The organism is Paracoccus shandongensis (assembly GCF_017315735.1).
GTDB lineage: Bacteria > Pseudomonadota > Alphaproteobacteria > Rhodobacterales > Rhodobacteraceae > Paracoccus > Paracoccus shandongensis.
In genome coordinates, this window is the sequence record NZ_JAFLRK010000003.1 from 17,719 (window position 1) to 35,841 (window position 18,123).

The following is an 18,123-nucleotide window of genomic DNA, read 5'->3' on the forward strand; positions in this document are numbered from 1 at the left end:
TGCCACGCAGGCTAGGCCGGGGCGGGGGTCGGCTGTCCGACGAAGCGTCCCGCGCCCTCGGCGGGCAGCCCCGCGTGGGACGCGGCCCAGACGGACAGGCGTTCCGCCACCGCCGCGTCGGGCGCGCTGGTGCGGCGGGTGGACAGGTCGGTATGCAGCAGCATCGTCTCGACCGTGGCGGCCAGCGTGCCCTCGCCGCGCCACAGGCGGTGGAACAGGTGCAGCCGCTTGCCTTGCCCCGACAAGACCTGCGTGGTGATGGTCAGACGCTCGCCCGCGTGGATTTCGTCCAGATGGCGGATGTGGCTTTCGACCGTGAAATAGCTGCGGCCCGCCGCGACATAGGCGGCATCGGCGCCGATCATCTCCATGAACCTGTCGGTCGCCTGCGAGGCTGCTTCAAGATAATGAGTTTCGTTCATGTGGCCGTTGTAGTCGGTCCAGCCGACCGGAACCTGGCGCAGAACGGTGATCGGCAGGCCGCCGCGTTCGCCGGGCGCGGGCAGGCTGCCTTCATGCGCGCGCACCACGCCGCCCGCGCCGCTGCCGGTGCGCCGCAGGGCGCGGATCATGCCCACCACGTTGTCGTCGCGCAGCCGTTCCAGGTCGCGGATCGACAGGTGCCCCGACTGGGCGTCCGATTGCGACGCGATCAGGTCCACCAGGTCGTCGTTGAATTCGGGCACGTCCATCAGCCTGGTCCAGGGCCAGGATAGCGCGGGGCCGAACTGGGCCATGAAATGGGCCATTCCCGCCTCGCCGCCCGCGATGCGATAGGTTTCGAACAGGCCCATCTGCGCCCAGCGGATGCCAAAGCCCATGCGGATCGCTTCGTCGATCTCCTCGGTCGTGGCGATGCCGTCCTTGACCAGCCACAAGGCCTCGCGCCAGACGGCTTCCAGCAGGCGGTCGGCGATATGGGCGTCGATCTCCTTGCGGACGGTCAGGGGATACATGCCGATGCCGCGCAGGATGTCGGCCGCGCGGGCGCAGGCTGCGGGATCGCCCACCAGTTCCACCAGCGGCAGCAGATAGACCGGGTTGAAGGGATGGGCCACGATGGCGCGCGTGCCAGGTTCGTTCAGGTCCGACGGCTTGAACCCCGAGGTCGAGGAGCCGATCACCGCCTCCGGTCCCGCCGCGTCCTGGATGGCGGGCAGGATGCGGTGCTTGAGCGCCAGGGTTTCGGGCACGCTTTCCTGGATCCAGTCGGCGCCCCTCACGGCCTCGGCCAGATCCGTGTGAAAGGTCAGGCGTCCCTCGGGGGGCAGCACCCGGTCATAAAGCGCGGGCAGGGCACGGCGGGCATTGGCCAGCACCTCGCCGATCCTGCGTTCGGCCTGCGGGTCGGGGTCGAAGACCGCCACGTCCCAGCCATTCAGAAGAAAGCGCGCGGCCCAACCGCCGCCAATGACGCCGCCGCCGATGATCGCCGCCCTGCTCATGCCGCCATTCCTTTCGGGGCGCGCTTCACCAGCCCCAGCTTGTCGCGCACCGCCTGCGGGCCGATGACGCGCGCGCCCATGGTCTCGATGAGGGTGGCGGCGCGTTCGACCAACTGGGCGTTGGTGGCAAGCTGGCCCTTGCCCAGCCACAGGTTGTCCTCCAGCCCGACACGGACATTGCCGCCCGCCAGCACCGCCGCCGCGACATAGGGCATCTGGTCGCGGCCCAGGCTGAAGGCCGACCAGCACCAGTCGGCGGGCACCGCGTTCACCATCGCCATGAAGGTGTTGAGGTCGTTCGGCGCGCCCCAGGGCACCCCCATGCACAACTGCACCAGCGCGGGGCTGGAAAGCGTGCCTTCGCGCACCAGTTCCTTGGCGAACCACAGGTGGCCGGTGTCGAAGGCCTCGATCTCGGGCTTCACGCCCAGGGCCGTCATCATGCCGCCCATGGCCCGCAACATGCCGGGCGTGTTGGTCATCACGTAATCGGCCTCGGCAAAGTTCATCGTGCCGCAATCCAGCGTGCAGATCTCGGGCAGGCATTCCGCGACATGGGCCATGCGCTCGGTCGCGCCCACCATGTCGGTGCCCGCCGCGTTGACCGGAAAGGGTGCCTCGACGTGCCCGAAGACGATGTCGCCGCCCATGCCCGCCGTCAGGTTCAGGACCACATCCACCTCGGCCTCGCGGATGCGGTCGGTGAGTTCGCGGTACAGATCAAGCCTGCGCGACGGCTTGCCGGTGCCGGGATCGCGCACATGGCAGTGGACAACCGCCGCCCCTGCCCTGGCCGCCGCGATGGCGCTGTCGGCGATGTCCTTCGGACTGCGCGGCACATGGGGCGATCGGTCCTGCGTCGCCCCCGATCCGGTGACGGCGCAGGTGATGAAGACATCCTTGTTCATGGCAAGCGGCATGGAACCTTCCTTCTCTCCGGCTGGTGGCAGGCTAGGGCTTCCCCCGGTGCCGCAATGGTCCTATTTCTTCACCGATAGGTCCAAAGGCGTCAGATTTGCCGTGAAAGTCGCTTTCCTGCTGTTCGACGGGTTTTCGAACATGGTCCTGTCCTGCCTGCTGGAACCCTTGCGGGCGCTGCGCGACCAGGGGCAGGCGGACCTGGGCTGGCATGTGCTGACGGTGGACGGCAGGCCGGCGCGGTCCTCAAGCGGGCTGCTGATCGCACCCGACGGCGGGCTGCGCGGGCCGTTCGACCTGCTGGTCGTGGTGGCGGGCTATGGCTTTCGGGACCACGCGAACGACATCGGCCTGCGCCGCGTCCAGGCGCTGTCGCGGCAGGGGCGGATCGTCGTGGGCGCCGACACGGGGTCGTGGCTGCTGGCGGCGGCGGGCCTGCTGTCGGGACGGCGCGCGACGATCCACTGGTCGCTGGTTCCCGAATTCGCCGAGGCCTTTCCCGACGTGCAGGTGGACCCCGCGCCCCATGTGATGGAGGGCCGGGTCTGGTCCTGCGGCGGCGCGTCCGCCGCCCTGGGCATGACGCTGGCCCTGATCGAGCAGCGGTTCGGACGGGCCAGTGCCTTTCTGGCATCCTCGATGTTCCTGCATGACGCGGATCATTCCACCGCCGGCACCGGGACAAGGACGCTCCTGCCCGTGGGCAGGGCTTCGGCGCGGCTGCACCAGGTAATCGGCCTGATGGTCGGGATGATCGAGACGCCCGAGCCGCTGGCCCGGATCGCGGCGCGGTCCGGCCTGTCCCTCAGCAGCATGGAGCGGCTGTTCCGCGCCGAGGCGGGCATGTCGCCCGGCCGCTATTTCCAGATGCTGCGGCTGGCGCGGGCGCGCGATCTGGCGCTTGGCACGGATCTCGACTTGCGCGCCATCGCGCTGCGCTGCGGTTACGCAAGCGCCTCTGCCCTGGGAAAGGCGTTCAAGGGCGCCTTCGGCCACCCGATCCGGCAAACCGGACGGGGGCGGCGAAGCCTGTAGGGGCAAAGGGAAACCTGTGAAAAATTCAGGGATTTGCGCAGGCTGCACGAATTGCTGCGCTTCCGGTCAAGTCGCGGTCCCTGTCCGGCCTATACTTCGGCCATGGCTCGGGCTCGCCCGCCTTGTTCCACCGTTTCGCGGCCTGGCGGGAGGGCGTTTCAGAAGGAGGGACTGACATGAAGACACTCCGCATGGCGGCGATTGCCGTTCATTGTGCCTGCGGCATCCTGCCCGCCATGGCCCAACAGGCGCCGCAGGACGGCGCGGCCCGGCCCGACCCGGCGGCATTGCGGTTGCAGGACGGCTTCGATCATATCGGGGCCGAGGTTCATTCCCTGAGCCAGGGGAACCGCGACATCTTCTTCATCGACGAAGGGGATGGGGACGACCGCGCGGTGGTGTTCATCGGCGGCCAGGGCACCAGCCTGGAGGCATTTCAACTGACCGAATTCGCCCGTACGATGCGCCGGCAGCTTGGCCTGCGCGTCATCTCGGTCGAGCGGAACGGCTTTGGCGAGTCCCCGTTTGATCCGAACCTGGGATATGCCGACTACGTCAGCGAGGTGCTGGCGGTGCTGGATCACCTGGGCGTGGATCGCTTCGCCATCATGGCGATCTCGGGCGGCGGGGCCTATGCGGCCCATCTTGCGGCGGCGGCGCCGGACCGGGTCATCTCGATCCATGCCGGTGCTGCGGTTGCGCGGACGCTTCCGACGCGCAGGGAACCCGACTGCTCGCGCAGCGCCGAGGACTGGACCGAACGCCTTGCGGCCTTCACCCACAAGCCGAAGGACTGGTGGGGGGTTCCCGGATCGCCGGTGCTTGCCATTCCCGGCTGGCAGGCACGGGCCTATGCCGACGGAACGCGGTCGTTTTATGTCAACGGCCAGAGGGGGGATCCGGCGGCCCTGGTCCACGAATCCATGCTGGCCTGCCAGGACGGCGCGGTGGCCGACATCTCGGGGGTCGGGGCGCCCGTCTATCTCTATTATGGCGAGGCCGACGAAATCGTCACCGTCCAGGACATGCGGCAATGGCAGGCGGCCTTTCCCAATGTCGCGAAGGCCGTGGCCTATCCGGGCGAGGGGCATACCGTGCAGTACCGCCACTGGGACCAGATCCTGGCCGACATGGCGGGTCATGGCGATCACACCGTGGTCTGCCGGGAAGGGGTCACAAGGCTTGTCCCGAACGATCAGGTGGCCGAGGGCGAGGCGCTTGGCCTCTGCGCCTGGACGGCGGCAAGGCCCTAGCCTTCCCTCGGGTCCGCGCGGCTTGATGACCGATGGACCGCAGCCTCGCGACGTGGATATTCCGGGACCGCTGCCTCGACACGATCAGGGTGAAGGGATCTTCAGCACCGCCATCGTTTGGCAGTACGCCACTCCCCCCGACCGATGTTTCCGGCATCACCTGCTGGCACCGTCGGGCAGGCTGTCCGCCCATGCCAGAGTTCTGTCCTGAGGCCGCCGAATTGCCGATCGGTTTCCCGTGGCCTATCTTCCTGCGCCGGGGCGGCGTGCCGTTGCGATCATTTCGACGCGCATCCCGGGCCGCGCCAATGCCACGCCGCAGGTTGCGCGTGCGGGCGGGTTTTCCCGGTCAACCCAAGAATCCCATACCGCATTCATGCCGGCAAAATCCGCCATGTCGCTGAGCCAGACCTGGACAGAGGCAATGTCGGCCTTGCTGCCGCCCAGTTCCGCCATCACGGCATCGATCCCGGCAAGCACCTCGGCGGTCTGGACAGCAATGTCGCCGTCCAGCGTGGACGGGATCTGGCCGGCCAGAAAAACGATGTCGCCGATGGTGACGGCCTCGCTCATGCGCGGACCTGGATTGAGACGGTTCAGCATCCTGAAGTTTCCTTTTGGTTCAGTCATTATCGTTGCTGCCTGTGCCAGCACCCCGGCGCGAGGCCTCGGTTGCGGGAACGGTGATGCGCAGCGCATAGGCTTCCAGCGCCGCGACGGTGCCGGGCGCAACCCCTGGAAGCGGCGCGTCAGGCGCCGAGGCAGGGCGCGTGCCGGCGGCAGGCGCCAGCCAAAGCGGCGCGGCCGGTATCCGGGACAGCGCGGCAAGGACCGGCAGGTCCGGCGGACCTTTATCCAGCGCCAGCACCAGTTCCCGGCAGGACAGCTGCACGGTGTCGCCCCTTCGCCTGCCAGCCTCTGCCAGGAAGGGCACCAGAAGAACCGGCATGGAGACCGCGTCGGTTCGGATGGCGGCCGCCAGCGGATCCTGTGCTGACCCGGCATGGTCCAGCAGCGATGCCCCCAGCCGGATGGGGCACAGAATGCCCTTGTGCCCCGCACGCCAGTACCCCGGTTGCGGCCAGGGCCGCAGATCCCCCGAACCCGCGTCACCGACGGCATCCAGATGGCGCAGCAGCGCGCCCGCGCCGTCGATGCCATGGGCGCAAAGCCAGCCCGTGGCAAAGGCCGCTTCCTCGGCAAGTCCCCAGGCCATGCCGGCACCGCGCGCCGCCTTGAAGCAGAGCGCAGCCGTTTCGTTGCATGACAGCCGGATGGGATCGGCCGGATGCGTCTGTGCTGCGGTCTTGATGTCCGACAGGATCATGAACCGCTCTCCTCGTCCAGGTCGCCCGGGGACGGCTCGCCCTGGAACAGGCTGATCCGCACCCATTTATCCGAGCGGGGGTCGAAATGGCTGGCTCCGAAAAAGGCAAGCTTGCAGCGCATCATGTCGATGGGCAGCACATCCTCCGCGATCAGGTTGTCGCGGATCTCTGCATAGGGCGCGGCGCGAACCATCTGAAGGCGGCGCGCCATGAACCGATGCTGCGGATGTTGCAGCAGGAAGGCGGCCAGCGTCATGTCCCGGGGCATGTCACGGATCGCCGCATGAAACTCGCAGGCCATCCTTGCGATGCAGAGAGGTTGTTCCAGCGCCGCGCCCGCCTCGGCAAGGCGGTCACCGATGCGCGGTTCCAGCTTCTCGGCCGAGACATACCAGAAGCGGGCCTGGTTTTCCGGTTCCGAGAAATCGATCTGCAATGCCCAGCGGTAGCTGTCTTCGAGCAGCGCCTGCACCGTGTCCAGGGACATCGAGCCGTCCAGTCTCGCAAGCGCCTCCTCGTCGGCGCCCATCGTCTCGGCCAGGTTATCGACCAAGGGGCCATGCGGTTCGATCAGCAGGGAAACCAGCGCTTCCTGCCCTTCAAGGGTCAGTTCGGCCTCTGCCCGCTGCCAGAGCGCATCCCAGGGATAGGGCACGGATCCCGGCCAGGACTTCAGCCATTCCGTGACCCGATCCAGATCCGCGCGCAGATCGGCAAGCTTGCGCAACTGCAGGTCGTGCGTGGACTTCCACGCGGCCGCATTGTCGCACGCCTTTCCAAGCGCGCGGCGGAAGGCCGCAACGGCATCGGGCGTGGCCGAGGGCAGCGCCCGCACCCGCGCCAGCGCGGTTTCCCGCGCGGCGATCCAGTTGTTCAGCAGATTGGGATGCCTGACAAGGAACGGCGCCATGCCAAGCCCGGTCGAATTGCCGACGCCCAGCCTGCGGCGCAGGGCGGGGTCCAGCCGGACGGCCCGGTCGCCGCCCCGCGCGCGGGCCAGATGCTCGACGATGTCGAAGGTGAATTCGCGGATCAGCCAGACCGTCAGCATCTCGGCCTGGAAAGGCGCGGCCAGTTCGGGCCGTTGGGCGATCCTGTCGCGGTCCGCCGCGCCGAACTTGCCCGAACCATAGACCGCCGTGGTCCGCATCAGATAGCCCACCGAGTCGAGTTCGGCCGCATCCGGTTGCTGCCCCGCCGCCAGGCGCTCGACCACATGGGCGAACAGCCGGACCGAGCGGTTGGCGCGGCTCAGCGTCAGTTCGGCGGCGGTGATCCGGCCGGCCTCCTGCAAGGGAACATTCGCGGCCAGCCGTGCCAGATCCGCCTCGGAGGGCTCGCCGTCGAACAGGGCGAAGGTCGCGTCCCAGGCGGTGGCGATCACCCGGTCCGAGCGCATCTCGTCGGGCAGGTCATGCGCGAAGGCCACCAGGCAATAGCTGCGCTGCGGCCCGCGTGCGCGATAGACGGCCCGGCCGACCCCCCGCGCATCGACCTGCCACAGGGGGCGGTCGAAGGTCCAGCCCTCGCGCCGGACCCGGCGCAGCAGGACACGCAAAAAGGACAGCCGCGTCGGGTGGGCGCAGCCCAGGCGTGCCAGCCGCATGACCTGCGCGGGCGGGCGCAGCAGGCTGGCGGCTTCGGCAAGGGCAAGGTCTTGGGTCATGGTCTGCATTATCCGTTCCTCTCGGATGGCGGGCAACGGATCGGGTTGCCCGCCAGACGCCCTATTTCCGGCCCTGGCCCAGCAGCCGCGTGATGCGGACGGCGTCCCAGAGCGAGGGCAGCAGGATCAGCGACACCGGCACGGCGGTGATGACGATGAAGCTTTGCAGCTTGTCGATGCCGCCGGTGCTGGTGGCGATCAGGATCAGCGCCATCACCCCCATCGCCACGCCCCAGAAGGCGCGCAGCGGCGTCGAGGGTTCGCCATCCGACATCGAGGTCGAGATCACATAGCTCATCGAATCGCTGGTGGTTGCGACGAAGAACATGGTCAGCACCAGGAACAGCAGCGACACCAGAAAGCCCGCCGGCAGGTTCGAGGTGATCGCCAGCAGCGCCGCAGGCAGATTGAAGCCCTCGAACGGGCCGGAAATCGCCCCTGGCGCGGCCTGTTCCAGCGCGATTCCGGTGCCGCCGATGATGGTGAACCAGAAATTGGTGATCAGCGGCGCGAAGATCGACAGCAGCAGGATGATCTGGCGGTTGGTGCGGCCCCGGCTGATCCGGGCCACGAAGATCGCCATCATCGGACCATAGCCCAGGAACCAGCCCCAGAAGAAGACCGTCCACCAGCCCAGCCAGCCCGGCTCTCCGAACAGCCCCGCATCGCCGCGATAGAAGGCCATGCCGACGAAGTTCTGCAGATAGACCCCCAGGCCGCCGAGGAAGCCGGACAGGATCGCCCAGGTCGGGCCGAACAGCAGGATGAAGACCAGAAGGCCGAAGGCAAGGATCAGGTTCCAGCGCGACATGAACTGGATGCCGCGTTCAAGCCCGGTGATGGCCGAGATGGTATAGATCGCGACCAGCAGCAGGATCAGCGTGCTTTGCGTGGCGAAGCTGTCGGGCAGGCCGAACAGGGCGTTCAGGCCATAGGACAGTTGCAGTCCCAGGAAGCCGATGGGTCCGACCGTGCCGGCGACCACGGCGATGACGCAGCAGGCGTCGGCCACGGTGCCGATCCAGCCATGGATCGCGCGGTCGCCGAAGACCGGATAGATCAGGGTGCGCGGCGCCAGCGGCAGGCCCTTGTCGTAATGGTAATGCATCAGCATCACCGTGGTCAGCGATCCCAGGATCGCCCAGGCCAGGAAGCCCCAGTGCAGATAGGCCTGCGCCAGGCCGATGGTGGCAAGCGATTGCGGATCGGCGCCTGCCCCGGCGAAATAGGGCGGGGGTGAAATGAAATGGGCGATCGGCTCTCCCGCAGCCCAGAACACGCCGCCACCGGCAAGCAGCGTGGTCATCACCATGGCCGCCCATTGGAAGGTGGTGAATTCCGGCTTGTCCAACCCGCCCAGCTTGACCCCGCTGCCCGGCATGAACAGCAGCACGATGCTGATCGCCAGCGTCGCGAACAGCAGGATCTGCCAATAAAGACCGAAGATCCGGGCCGACAGGGCAAAGCCCCGGTCGATCATCGCGCTCAGCCCCGCCAGATCGGCGACGGCCAGCAGGCAGAACAGCAGGATGAAGCCCGCCGTGATGCCCAGAAGCGGCAGGTTGATCCGGCGCCAGGCGCCCGAAACCCCCCGTGGAATGTCGAGATTGCTCATGTCCTTCCTCCCTCGGACAAAGAAACCCTAGCAGGCGGCGCTATTCGGCCGCCCGCCGGATCGGTGTGCGGGCCTCAAGCGGCCCGAAGCTTTCGGCATAGAAACGCGCCCAGTTGCCGCCCATCACGCCGTCGATCTCGGGTCCGGACAGACCGGCGCGGCGCAGCCCCTCGGCAATGCCCGCGAAGTCGCGATTGTCGCGGTGCCAGGTCACGGGTGCCGGAAAGCCCGGCGCCTCGGCGCTGCCTTCGCCGTAATCCATCCCCTTGGTCCAGCGCCCGACCCGCATCCATTCGACGATGCAATCCGGCTGGTCCTGGCACAGGTCGGTGCCGATGCCGATGTTCTGCGGCCCGGTGATCTCTGCCGTGCGGGCCACCATGTCGCAGAAATCCTGAAGCGTGCAGGCGCTGCCGTTGCGCAGGTGATGCGGATAGGTCGAGACCCCCAGCATCCCGCCCGACTGGCCAAGCGCCCGCAACACATCATCCGTCTTGTTGCGCAGCGCCGGATGCCAGGCTTTCGCGTTGGCATGGGTGATGGCGATGGGGCGGCTGGAATGTTCGATGGCCTCCAGCGTCGAGCGGTCGCCCGAATGGCTCATGTCCACGACCAGGCCCACCCGGTTCATTTCGGCCACCACCTCGCGGCCCATGCGGGTCAGGCCGGTATCCTCGGCCTCGTAGCAGCCCGAGGCGAGCAGCGACTGGTTGTTGTAGCTGAGCTGCATGAAGCGCAGGCCCAGCCTATGCAGGATCTCGACCAGGCCGATGTCGTCCTCGATGCAGGACGGGTTCTGCGCGCCGAAGAAGATCGCGGTCCGCCCGGTCTGCTGCGCCAGACGGATGTCCCGGGCGCCGCGGCCGTGAAGGATCAGTTCGGGGAAACGCTCGAACCAGCGGTTCCAGCGTTCGATGTTCAGCACCGTTTCGCGAAAGGTTTCGTGATAGGTGATCGTGACATGCACGGCGTCCAGCCCGCCCTGGCGCATCTGGCGGAAGATGCCTTCCGACCAGTTTGCATATTGCAGCCCGTCGATCAGCGGCGCGCGCGTCATTCAGGCACCCCCGCCGCGACATAGGCGGTCTTCACGGTGGTATAGAATTCGGCGGCATAGCGGCCCTGCTCGCGCGGGCCGAAGCTGGAGGCGCCGCGCCCGCCGAAGGGGACGTGGTAATCGGTGCCTGCCGTGGGCAGGTTCACCATCACGCAACCCGCCCGCATGTTGGCGCGGAAATGGCTGGCGCGGGCAAGGCTGCGGGTCATGATGCCCGCCGTCAGGCCGAAGGCGCTGTCATTGGCGATGGCGAGCGCCTCGTCATAGCTGCCGGCGCGGATGACGCAGGTGATCGGCGCGAACATCTCCTCGCGGTTGATGCGCATGTCGTTGCGGGTGCGGGCAAAGACGGCGGGGGCCATGTAATGGCCCGGCGTCGCCCGCTCCAGCCGCTCGCCCCCGCAAAGCAGTTCGGCGCCTTCCTCCTGGCCGATGCGGATATAGTCGAGGTTCTGCTGCAATTGCCCTTCGCTGACCACCGGGCCGATCTGCGTGCCCTGTTCCAGCGCATGGCCGACCTTCAGCGTCCGGGCCGCCGCCACCAGCCGCTCGACAAAGGCGTCGTGGACGGCCTCGTGCACGATCAGGCGCGAGGCGGCGGTGCATTTCTGCCCGCTGCCGCCGAAGGCCGCATTGGCGGCATGGGCGACGGCCAGGTCCAGGTCGGCATCCTCCATGACCAGCATGGGGTTCTTCGAACCCATCTCCATCTGCAGCTTGGTCATGTTCGCGGTGGCCGCGGCGGCGATGCCGCGCCCGACGGGCACCGATCCGGTGAAGCTGATCGCATCGACCAGCGGGCTTTCGACCAGGCGCTGGCCGACCTCACGGCCCGGACCGGCGACCAGGTTGAAGACGCCTTTCGGAATGTCCTGGCGGGCAATGATCTCGGCCAGCATGATGGCGCTGGCCGGGGTCAGGTTCGCCGGTTTCCAGACCACCGCATTGCCATAGGCCAGCGCCGGGGCAATCTTCCAGGCCGGCGTCGCGACCGGGAAGTTCCAGGGCGAGATGATCGCCACCACGCCCACGGGTTCTCGCCGCACGTCGATCTCGATGCCGGGGCGGACGCTTTCGGCCAGGTCGCCATGGTTGCGCAAGGCCTCGGCCGCGGAATAGGTGAAGAACTGGCCCGCGCGATAAACCTCGCCCTTGCCCTCGGCCAGGGGCTTGCCTTCCTCGCGCGCGATCATGCGGCCGATCTCCTCGGACCGGGCCATCAGCTCGGTGCCGATGGCCATCAGCACGTCGTGGCGCTTCTGGATGCCGGCCGCCCACCATGACGGCTGGGCCCGGCGCGCCGCCGCCAGCGCCTCGTCAAGCTGGGCGGCGCTGGCTTGGGCAAACTGGCCGATCACATCACGAAGATCCGAAGGGTTGCGGTTTTCCACCGTGGTTGCGCCAGACTGCCATTGGCCGTCGATATAGAGTCTGGTTTCGGTCATGGGTCTGCCTCCGGTCTGCCTGTGCAGAAAGCAGATAGACTTCGCGACCGATTTCAATCAATCTTAAATAATTGAACATTATTTCAGAAGTGCTGAATGTCCATCAAGCTTGACATGCTGCGTGTCTTCAAGGTCGTCGCCGAGGAAGGCTCACTCGCCCGTGCTTCTGCGGTTCTGGGCCGGACCCCGTCCGCGGTGTCCATGATGCTGGCGCAACTGCAGGACAACGTTGGCGCCGAACTGTTCGAAACGGACCGCAAGAACCGCCTGACCCCCCTGGGCGCGCTGGTTCTGGAGGAGGCGGGCCGGGCAATCGACGCCTTTGACCGCAGCGCGGCCTCGATCCGCAGACATGCCAAATCCACGGCGGGCCTGGTGCGCATTGCTGCCGTGCCTTCGGCAACGATCGACCTGCTACCCGGAGTCATCGCCCGGTTCAGCCACCAGCGCCCGGATGTGCGGCTGGAGATCAGCGATGTGGATACCGCGACGGTGCGCCGCCTTGTCAAGCTGGACGAGGCGGATATCGGCATCCTCTCGGCCCCCGCCGGAGAGGGGCAGATCGGCAGGATGATCCGGCGCGACATGCTGGGCATCGTGTGCCGGACAGGCGGACCGATCTCGCGGACATTGGCCACGAGTGTCGTTCCGTCCTGGGATCTGCTGAAGCTGGAGCCTTTGATCGAGAACCCGCTGTGTCACTTGGTTTCTTCCCCGGTGCTTTCCAGCCTGCTGCCGGTTTGCAACCTGGAAGCCCGCAACACGACCGCATTGCTGGCCTTCGTGCGCAGCGGGATGGGCGCCACGGTCCTGCCGGAGAGCGCCATCGGCCACAGCCCCGAACAGCTGGAATTCGTGGCCCCCCGGGATCCCGAAAGCTGGCGCGAGCTTCGCAAGATACACGGCACCGACCGGCATCTCAGCCCTGCCGCTCGGGCCTTCTGGGATCTGATCGGCGCCTGATCCGGCCTCTGGCAAGCCGCTGGACCATCGTCCAGGAAAGTTCCTTTCCCGGCAGCGCGCATCATCACCCCCGCCGTCTTCCTGTCGGTGAAGGGTCTCGCAAGCCGCGTTCAGGCCCGGCTATTCCAGCAGACTGTCGGAACCGTGGACATCGGCCCGAAAGATCGCCGTCCTGATTTCGCCGCTCTTGTCGCACCAGGCACGATACATCCCGGGGCTGTTGAACGGCAGAGCGACGTTGCCATGGCGATCCACCGCGACAAGCCCGCCCGAGCCGCCGCGCGCGCCCAGTTCTGTCACGACATCGCCGGCGGCGCGCGCCAGGTCCTGGCCCGCCCACCGCATCCGGGCGTCGATCTCGTGGCCGGCGGCCCAGCGGATGAAGAACTCGCCGTGGCCGGTGGCGGACATGGCCAGCGTTTCGTCATCCGCCCAGGTTCCGGCACCGATCACCGGGCTGTCGCCCACCCGGCCCGGACGCTTTGCCGTCATGCCGCCGGTCGAGGTGGCGGCAGCCAGGTGCCCGTGAACGTCACAGGCCACGGCGCCAACCGTGCCGTGCTTGCGGGCCGGATCGCCATCGTCGGGCAGGTTCAGGCGCCGCCGCTCCAACTCGGCTTCCAGCGCCTCGCGGCGGACGGGGGTGCCGAACCAGTCGGGCGGCATCATCTCCAACCCCACCGAGGCGCAGAAGCGGGCGGCACCCTCGCCGGCAAGCAGGACATGCCCGCTTTGCTCCATGACCGCACGGGCCGCCAGAACGGGATGGCGGGGACCGCAGATCCCCGCGATGGCGCCGCACGCGCGTGTCGTCCCCTCCATGACGGCGGCGTCCATTTCATGCGTGCCGTCCGAGGTGAAGACCGCGCCGCGACCGGCGTTGAACAGCGGATCGTCCTCAAGCGCCATCACGGACGCGGTGACGGCATCCAGCGCCGGTGCGCCCTGCCGCAACAGGGTCAGCCCCGCCTGAAGGCAGGCGTGGAGGGCGGCGTGCAGCGCGGCTTCCTTCTCGGCGGTGATCTTGCTGGGAAGGATGGTGCCGGCGCCGCCGTGCAGGGCAATGACAGGGGTGAAACGCGTCAAGGTTGGCCTCGTGGAACAGGGGTTAACGGACGGCGAAGCTCATCGCCGACAGCGCGGTCATCCAGCCGATCACCTCGGCCATGGTGGCGCAGTCGAAGGCCACGGTCATCGGATCGACCCGGATGGCGGGGGGAAGGACGGCGAACTGGTCGGCCAGCACGGCGCGCGAGACGGTGAATTCCGCGCGGAACGGGCCTTTCGGCGGGACAGGCGCAAGGCGGGCCGAGGATCTGGCGGCCCGCAGCGCGGCCTCTCGCAAAAGCTGGCGCGCGCGCGTCACCGACAGTTGCCGGGCCGCCCGCTCTCCCATCGCGTGCTTCACGACGGCGAACTGGGCGTCGGGGAACAGCGGGCGGTTCTCGGCCTCGGTCCGGTCGTCGCCCGAGATCAGCCCGACCGGCACCCCGAGTTCCGCGGCATAGGCGCCATAGATCGCCGGTTCCCCGCAGGGGACGCCATTAACGCGCACCTCGTGGAAGGCAAAGCCGTTGGTGGTGTGGGACAGAACGCCCCCGCCGCCCGCGCGGGAATGATGGCCGGTCATGCAGAACAGATCGAAACCGCCGTCCAGGCCGCAGGCCATGTTCATGGGCTTGGGCTTGCCCAGGATCACGTCGGCGGCCGGATGCAGCAGGTCGGGCAGCAGGTTGGTCATCGGACCGTGCGAGTCGTTGACCAGGATTTCGGCCGCGCCGCCTTCCAGCAGGCCTTCGATGACGGCATTGACCTCGTGTGTCATCAACAGGCGGGCCTTTTCATGGTCGGCATGGCCTGCCTGGCATTGCGCCGGAGAAACGACGCCGGCCACGCCCTCGATATCGGCCGAGATATAGACGCGCATCGCCGCCCCTCAGTTCATGCGCAGCTTGGGGTCCAGCGCGTCGCGCAGGCCGTCGCCCAGCAGGTTGAAGCCCAGCACCGTCAGGAAGATGGCAAGGCCCGGAAACAGCGTCAGGTGGTCGGCGACGCCCATGTAGGTGCGCCCGTCGGCCAGCATGGCCCCCCATTCGGGCGAGGGCGGCTGCGCCCCCAGTCCGATGAAGGACAGGGCCGCCGCCGTCAGGATCGAGGTGCCAATGCGCATCGAGAAATAGACGATCACGTTCGGCAGCGTGCCGGGCAGGATGTGGCGCAGCATGATGGTGCCGTCGCCGACGCCCACGGCGCGGGCCGCATCGACGTAAACGGCGCGCTTCAACTGAAGCGTCGTGCCCCGGGCCAGCCGCGCGAAGACCGGGATCGAGAAGATGGCGACGGCATAGATCACGTTGGTGATCCCCGGCCCCAGGATCGCGATCACGGCAATGGCCAGCAGGATGCCCGGGAACGCCAGCAGCAGGTCGCAAAGCCGCATCACCGCGCTGTCGGTCCAGCCCCCGTAATAGCCCGCGACGATGCCAAGGCCGACCCCGCCAAGCGCGCCCAGGCTGACCGACAGGAACCCCACCGTCAGCGAGATCCGGGCCCCCCAGATGATGCGGCTGAAAATGTCGCGGCCATAGGTGTCCGTTCCCGCCCAATGCGCGGCGCTTGGCCCCTGCAGGACGTTCACGTAATCCGGGGCCGCCGGGTCATAGGGCGCGATCCAGGGCGCCAGGATCGCGGCGCCGATCAGCAGGACCAGGAAGGCCAGCGCGACCAGCGCGACCTTCTGGCGCAGAAAGCGTTTCCAGAACTCGGCAAGGGGTTTTCTCGTCTTGCCGATCTCGTCCATGCTCATGCTGGCATCGGTCATTGGTAACGGATCTCCGGATTGGCAAGGACGTAAAGGACATCGACCAGAAGGTTGATGAGGATGAACTGGATCGAGAACATCAGCACCAGCGCCTGGATCACGGGATAGTCGCGGTAGCTGACCGAATCGACCAGAAGACGCCCCACGCCGGGCCAGGCGAAGACCGCCTCGATCACGATCGAGCCGCCCAGAAGGAAGCCGAACTGCAACCCGACCATCGTGATGATGGGGATCAGGGCGTTGCGCAGCGAATGGCGCCAGATCACCCGGCGTTCCGGCACGCCCTTGGCGCGGGCGGTGCGGACGTAATCCTCGCGCGCGATCTCGATGAAGGCGGAACGGGTGAACCGCGCCATCACCGCCGCGACGCCAAGACCCAGCGTGAAGGACGGCATCAGGAAATGCTGCCAGGTGCCGTATCCCCCCGTGGGCAGCCAGCCAAGCCGGACCGAGAACAGGTTGATGAGCAGCAGCCCCAGCCAGAAAGGCGGGAACGAGATGCCCGACACCGCCAGGATCATGCCGCCATAATCCTGCCACCGGCCCCGCCTGACCGCCGAGACGACGCCGATCAGCAGGCCAAGGGCCACCGCCCAGATCATCGCGAACAGCGTGAGCCAGACCGTCGGCATCAGCCGCATCCCGATCTCGTCCACGACGGGGCGGCGGGTGCGCAGCGAGGTGCCGAAATCGCCCTGCAGCGTATTGCCGACATAGGTCAGGAACTGCTGGGGCAGCGGCCGGTCCAGGCCCAGGGCCGTGCGGACGGCGGCCACGTCCTGCGCGGTGGCTTCCGGGCCCGCGACCAGACGGGCCGGATCGCCGGGCAGAAGGTGGACGAAGGCGAAAACCGCGATCATCACCATCAGGACAACCGGGATCGTGCCCAGCAGTCGTTTGATCAGAAAGGATAGCATGAGGTTCCTGTCCCGGCCGGGCCTGACCCGGGCCGCTGCGCCCAGGGGCAATGACGGTTGGCGCTTGTCGAAGGACGGGGACGGCGCGGCGCCGCCCCCGCAGGTGCATCATTCGGTGAAGGCCGCGTCTTCCAGCAGGAAGCCCCGGTCGGCCAGCATGTGGACGCCGGTCACGTCCGAGGTCTGCGCCGCGATCAGGTCGGTCACGCCCAGGAAGATCCAGGGCGCGCCTTCCCATGCCAGTTTCTGCGCGGTTTCGTAAAAGGCGGCCCGTTCGGCGGGGTCGGCCGTGCCGATCGCCCCGTTGATCGCCGCGTCAAGTTCCTTGTCCGCGTAATAGGCGACGTTGAACATCGACGGCGGGACGTTTTCACTCAGAAGCAGCGGGCGGATGCCCCAGTCCGCGTCCCCGGTCGAGGACGACCAGCCGCCGTAATACATCTGCACCTCGGCATCCTCGGGCGATTCGATCGACCAGATGCGCTGCGCGGCAACGCCTGCCTCCAGCGGGACGACGTTCACATCGACATTGATCTGGGCAAGCTGCTGCTGGAGGAACTGCACCGCGCGCAGGGATTCCGTGTTCGAGTTGGCCCAGATTTCGGTCGAGAAGCCGTCCGCATAGCCCGCCTTGGCCATCAGTTCGCGCGCGCGGTCCAAGTTGAATTCGTATTCGCCGACCGGGACATGGAAGGCCAGCCCTTTCGGGATGATCGAATCCGCGGGCGTGCAAAGGCCGCTGAACACGACCTGGCAGAAGGCGTCCTTGTCGACGGCGTGGTTCAGCGCCTGCCGGACCAGCTTGTTGCCGAAGGGTTCCTTGTTGTTGTTCAGCGTCACATACCATTCGACGATCGAGGGCGAGGTCTCGACCTTGAGGTTGGGGTTGGCTTCCACGACCTTCATCAGTTCGGGCGGGAAGTTCGGGACGAACTGCGCTTCGCCGGTTTGCAGCATCGCCATCCGCGCCCCGGATTCGGGAACCGAGCGGATGATGATGTTGTCGACCTTGACGGGTTCCTTCCAGTAGTTGTCGTTGCGCGCCACCTCCAGGGTGTCGGCCGACCAGCGGGTGAAGGTGAAGGCCCCGGTGCCGACCGGATTGCGCCCGATCTCGCTGCCGTGTTTTTCCAGCGCAGCGGGCGAGATCATCATGGCGCCCGGATGGGCCAGCGACGCGATCATGGCGCCGAAGGGCGCGTCAAGCAGCAGCTTCACGGTCAGGTCGTCCACGACCTGGACCTCCTTGACCATCGACACCAGGCTGCGGCGCGACAGGTTGTTGTCGGGGTTGCGAAGCCGGTCGATGTTGATCTTCACCGCCTCGGCGTTGAAGGGGGTGCCGTCGTGGAAGGTCACGCCGCCGCGCAGCTTGATCGTGAACTCGGTCGCTTCCTTGTTGCTTTCATAGCTTTCGGCCAGAAGCGGGATCAGCTTCATGTCCTTGTCGAAGCCGAACAGCCCCTGATAGACCAGCCGCAAGGATGTCTGCGACAGCGTGTCGTTGACATTGGTCGGGTCCAGCCCGGTCAGGTTGTTCTGGATCGCAACGGTCAGATCCCGCGCCAGGACCGCACCCGGCGCCAGCAGCATCGCGCCAAGCGCCGACGAGATCATCAGTGATTTCAGGGTCATCTTCCTCTCCTTCTGGTATGTCTTG

Annotated in this window: 16 protein-coding genes; 3 read left to right on the forward strand and 13 right to left on the reverse strand. The window is 67.2% G+C overall.

Features of this window, described 5'->3' with window-relative positions:
- Positions 1–11 precede the first annotated feature (11 nt).
- Both JX613_RS03735 and bcoG read right to left on the reverse strand, forming a co-directional pair.
- The gene (locus JX613_RS03735; RefSeq protein ID WP_207100130.1) at positions 12–1,445 is read right to left on the reverse strand and encodes a carnitine 3-dehydrogenase; all 1,434 of its coding nucleotides are present in this window, start codon (positions 1,443–1,445) and stop codon (positions 12–14) included.
- A complete protein-coding gene (gene bcoG / locus JX613_RS03740; RefSeq protein WP_207100131.1) occupies positions 1,442–2,365 on the reverse strand; it encodes a 3-dehydrocarnitine:acetyl-CoA trimethylamine transferase BcoG in 924 nt (307 codons plus the stop codon). Before bcoG ends, JX613_RS03735 begins: the two co-directional genes overlap by 4 nt.
- 100 nt (positions 2,366–2,465) lie before the next feature.
- Between bcoG and JX613_RS03745 the strand changes: the two genes are divergently transcribed.
- Together JX613_RS03745 and JX613_RS03750 are read left to right on the forward strand one after the other, a co-directional pair.
- On the forward strand, positions 2,466–3,398 hold the full coding sequence (locus tag JX613_RS03745; protein WP_207100132.1) for a helix-turn-helix domain-containing protein: 933 nt from the start codon (positions 2,466–2,468) through the stop codon (positions 3,396–3,398).
- Between the two features lie 176 nt (positions 3,399–3,574).
- The gene (locus JX613_RS03750) at positions 3,575–4,651 is read left to right on the forward strand and encodes an alpha/beta fold hydrolase (RefSeq protein ID WP_207100133.1); all 1,077 of its coding nucleotides are present in this window, start codon (positions 3,575–3,577) and stop codon (positions 4,649–4,651) included.
- Positions 4,652–4,894: 243 nt separating this feature from the next.
- Here the strand turns inward: JX613_RS03750 and JX613_RS03755 are convergent, their stop codons facing one another.
- The 6 genes from JX613_RS03755 to JX613_RS03780 all read right to left on the reverse strand — a co-directional run bounded on the left by JX613_RS03755 (position 4,895) and on the right by JX613_RS03780 (position 11,762).
- Positions 4,895–5,254, reverse strand: coding sequence for a RidA family protein (locus JX613_RS03755; protein WP_207100134.1), 360 nt, complete (start codon positions 5,252–5,254; stop codon positions 4,895–4,897).
- A 19-nt stretch (positions 5,255–5,273) separates the two neighbouring features.
- Positions 5,274–5,978, reverse strand: coding sequence for a DUF3726 domain-containing protein (locus JX613_RS03760; RefSeq protein ID WP_207100135.1), 705 nt, complete (start codon positions 5,976–5,978; stop codon positions 5,274–5,276).
- Positions 5,975–7,645, reverse strand: a complete 1,671-nt coding sequence (locus tag JX613_RS03765) for a hypothetical protein (protein WP_207100136.1) — start codon at positions 7,643–7,645, stop codon at positions 5,975–5,977. The genes JX613_RS03760 and JX613_RS03765 overlap by 4 nt, the downstream gene beginning before the upstream one ends.
- 61 nt (positions 7,646–7,706) lie before the next feature.
- Positions 7,707–9,260 (reverse strand): BCCT family transporter, encoded by a 1,554-nt coding sequence (locus tag JX613_RS03770; RefSeq protein ID WP_207100137.1) that lies wholly within the window; start codon positions 9,258–9,260, stop codon positions 7,707–7,709.
- Between the two features lie 40 nt (positions 9,261–9,300).
- Positions 9,301–10,317 carry a membrane dipeptidase gene (locus JX613_RS03775; RefSeq protein WP_207100138.1) on the reverse strand — a complete coding sequence of 339 codons (1,017 nt, stop codon included), beginning with the start codon at positions 10,315–10,317 and terminating at the stop codon, positions 9,301–9,303.
- A complete protein-coding gene (locus JX613_RS03780; RefSeq protein ID WP_207100139.1) occupies positions 10,314–11,762 on the reverse strand; it encodes an aldehyde dehydrogenase family protein in 1,449 nt (482 codons plus the stop codon). Before JX613_RS03780 ends, JX613_RS03775 begins: the two co-directional genes overlap by 4 nt.
- Before the next feature lie 96 nt (positions 11,763–11,858).
- On the opposite strand from JX613_RS03780, the gene JX613_RS03785 reads away from it, so the two are divergent.
- Positions 11,859–12,725: a LysR family transcriptional regulator gene (locus tag JX613_RS03785; protein ID WP_207100140.1), complete on the forward strand. Its 867-nt coding sequence runs from the start codon at positions 11,859–11,861 to the stop codon at positions 12,723–12,725.
- 120 nt (positions 12,726–12,845) lie between these two features.
- On the opposite strand, the gene JX613_RS03790 is transcribed toward JX613_RS03785, so the two are convergent.
- The 5 genes from JX613_RS03790 to JX613_RS03810 all read right to left on the reverse strand — a co-directional run bounded on the left by JX613_RS03790 (position 12,846) and on the right by JX613_RS03810 (position 18,098).
- Positions 12,846–13,811: an isoaspartyl peptidase/L-asparaginase family protein gene (locus JX613_RS03790; protein ID WP_207100141.1), complete on the reverse strand. Its 966-nt coding sequence runs from the start codon at positions 13,809–13,811 to the stop codon at positions 12,846–12,848.
- A 22-nt stretch (positions 13,812–13,833) separates the two neighbouring features.
- On the reverse strand, positions 13,834–14,652 hold the full coding sequence (locus JX613_RS03795) for a M55 family metallopeptidase (RefSeq protein ID WP_207100142.1): 819 nt from the start codon (positions 14,650–14,652) through the stop codon (positions 13,834–13,836).
- Positions 14,653–14,661: 9 nt separating this feature from the next.
- Complete coding sequence (locus tag JX613_RS03800) at positions 14,662–15,546, reverse strand: ABC transporter permease subunit (RefSeq protein WP_237168339.1); 885 nt, start codon at positions 15,544–15,546, stop codon at positions 14,662–14,664.
- On the reverse strand, positions 15,543–16,463 hold the full coding sequence (gene gsiC, locus JX613_RS03805) for a glutathione ABC transporter permease GsiC (protein ID WP_207100143.1): 921 nt from the start codon (positions 16,461–16,463) through the stop codon (positions 15,543–15,545). The genes JX613_RS03800 and gsiC overlap by 4 nt, the downstream gene beginning before the upstream one ends.
- 108 nt (positions 16,464–16,571) lie before the next feature.
- Entirely contained in the window at positions 16,572–18,098 is a 1,527-nt protein-coding gene (locus JX613_RS03810; protein ID WP_207100144.1) for a glutathione ABC transporter substrate-binding protein, read from the reverse strand.
- Positions 18,099–18,123: the final 25 nt, after the last annotated feature.

What these genes read in the sequence shown, in the direction of transcription:
- JX613_RS03770 (WP_207100137.1), bottom strand. Translation starts at nt 9,260, where the DNA reads ATGAGCAATCTCGACATTCCACGGGGGGTTTCGGGCGCCTGGCGCCGG.
- bcoG (WP_207100131.1), bottom strand. Translation starts at nt 2,365, where the DNA reads ATGCCGCTTGCCATGAACAAGGATGTCTTCATCACCTGCGCCGTCACC.
- JX613_RS03765 (WP_207100136.1), bottom strand. Translation starts at nt 7,645, where the DNA reads ATGACCCAAGACCTTGCCCTTGCCGAAGCCGCCAGCCTGCTGCGCCCG.
- JX613_RS03755 (WP_207100134.1), bottom strand. Translation starts at nt 5,254, where the DNA reads ATGCTGAACCGTCTCAATCCAGGTCCGCGCATGAGCGAGGCCGTCACC.
- JX613_RS03735 (WP_207100130.1), bottom strand. Translation starts at nt 1,445, where the DNA reads ATGAGCAGGGCGGCGATCATCGGCGGCGGCGTCATTGGCGGCGGTTGG.
- gsiC (WP_207100143.1), bottom strand. Translation starts at nt 16,463, where the DNA reads ATGCTATCCTTTCTGATCAAACGACTGCTGGGCACGATCCCGGTTGTC.
- JX613_RS03780 (WP_207100139.1), bottom strand. Translation starts at nt 11,762, where the DNA reads ATGACCGAAACCAGACTCTATATCGACGGCCAATGGCAGTCTGGCGCA.
- JX613_RS03785 (WP_207100140.1), top strand. Translation starts at nt 11,859, where the DNA reads ATGTCCATCAAGCTTGACATGCTGCGTGTCTTCAAGGTCGTCGCCGAG.
- JX613_RS03810 (WP_207100144.1), bottom strand. Translation starts at nt 18,098, where the DNA reads ATGACCCTGAAATCACTGATGATCTCGTCGGCGCTTGGCGCGATGCTG.
- JX613_RS03795 (WP_207100142.1), bottom strand. Translation starts at nt 14,652, where the DNA reads ATGCGCGTCTATATCTCGGCCGATATCGAGGGCGTGGCCGGCGTCGTT.
- JX613_RS03775 (WP_207100138.1), bottom strand. Translation starts at nt 10,317, where the DNA reads ATGACGCGCGCGCCGCTGATCGACGGGCTGCAATATGCAAACTGGTCG.
- JX613_RS03800 (WP_237168339.1), bottom strand. Translation starts at nt 15,546, where the DNA reads ATGACCGATGCCAGCATGAGCATGGACGAGATCGGCAAGACGAGAAAA.
- JX613_RS03760 (WP_207100135.1), bottom strand. Translation starts at nt 5,978, where the DNA reads ATGATCCTGTCGGACATCAAGACCGCAGCACAGACGCATCCGGCCGAT.
- JX613_RS03750 (WP_207100133.1), top strand. Translation starts at nt 3,575, where the DNA reads ATGAAGACACTCCGCATGGCGGCGATTGCCGTTCATTGTGCCTGCGGC.